The following is a 1,259-nucleotide window of genomic DNA, read 5'->3' as shown; positions in this document are numbered from 1 at the left end:
TGTAGTGGCATACTAAATTTGGCCACCTGATTAGAGGTGATATCATCACTTCTGTATTTAAACAGGTGACACAATGACAAAGCAAACCAGACCAACATACAGCCCGGAGTTTCGACTCGAGGCAGCACAACTGGTCGTTGACCAAAACTACTCAGTAATGGACGCTGCTAAAGCCATGGGCGTGAGTAAATCAGGCATGGAAAAGTGGGTTAGACAGCTCAAGCAAGAACGTATGGGGAGCTCACCCAAAGCCACGCCAATGACGCCAGAACAAATTGAAATTCGTGAGTTGAAGAAGAAAATTGATCGCCTCGAGGAGCATAATGCCATCCTAAAAAAGGCTACCGCTCTCTTGATGTCAGACTCCCTGAACAGTTCTCGTTAGTCGAGAAGCTCAAGCAGAGCCATACGGTAAAACGCATCTGTGAAGTGTTCGGGCTTCACCGAAGTAGCTATAAGTATTGGCGCAGTCGTCCAAAAGCCATTTCACCAGAGAAGGTAAAATTACAAAGTCTGATACGGGAAGCCCATGCAGCGAGCAATGGCTCTGCGGGGGCGAGAAGCGTTGCAGAGATAGTGACGGCTAAAGGGATAAACTTGAGTCGTTATCGCGCGAGTAAGCTGATGAAACAGCTAGGGCTAGTCAGTTGCCAGCAGCCAAAGCATGCTTATAAGAAAGCTGACCGAGAACATGTTGAAATACCCAACCACTTGGCTCGCCAGTTCCAAGCCACTGAGCCTAATCAAGTGTGGTGTGGGGATGTTACCTACATTTGGACTGGTGCCCGGTGGGCCTATTTGGCCGTTGTTATCGACCTGTTTGCTCGCAAGGCGATAGGTTGGGCGATGTCGTTTTCGCCTGACACAAGCTTAACTGGAAAGGCATTATCAATGGCATTTGAGTCACGAGGAAAACCCAAAGGACTCATGTTTCATAGCGATCAAGGCTGTCACTATACGAGTCGTCAATATCGTCAACTACTCTGGCGCTACCAAATAAAACAGAGTTTAAGTCGACGAGGTAATTGTTGGGACAACGCGCCGATGGAGCGCTTCTTCAGAAGTTTAAAAACAGAATGGGTACCATCATCAGGCTACACATGCTTTGGTGAAGCTAAAGCATCAATCACGCAATATATCGTTGGATATTACAGCCAGGTCAGGCCGCATCAATATAATGGCGGTCTGACACCAAGTGAGTCAGAGAGAAGGTTCTGGCTTGCGTATAAAACCGTGGCCAAAAAAGGTTGACCACTACA

At 47.5% G+C, this 1,259-nt stretch carries 1 protein-coding gene; it reads left to right on the top strand.

The features are described 5' to 3' along the window. Positions 1 to 73 precede the first annotated feature (73 nt). Positions 74 to 1,251, top strand: a protein-coding gene (locus tag HC757_RS18855; RefSeq protein WP_169565979.1) for an IS3 family transposase whose coding sequence is annotated in 2 segments (ribosomal slippage) — positions 74 to 332 and positions 332 to 1,251 — 1,179 coding nt in all. Because the reading frame shifts where the segments join, the coding sequence is not laid out codon by codon here. Positions 1,252 to 1,259: the final 8 nt, after the last annotated feature.

This window comes from Shewanella salipaludis (assembly GCF_012911865.1).
Taxonomy (GTDB): Bacteria; Pseudomonadota; Gammaproteobacteria; order Enterobacterales; family Shewanellaceae; genus Shewanella; species Shewanella salipaludis.
Note: the sequence above shows the minus strand (reverse complement) of the source record. Positions and strands in the feature narration are given on the sequence as shown.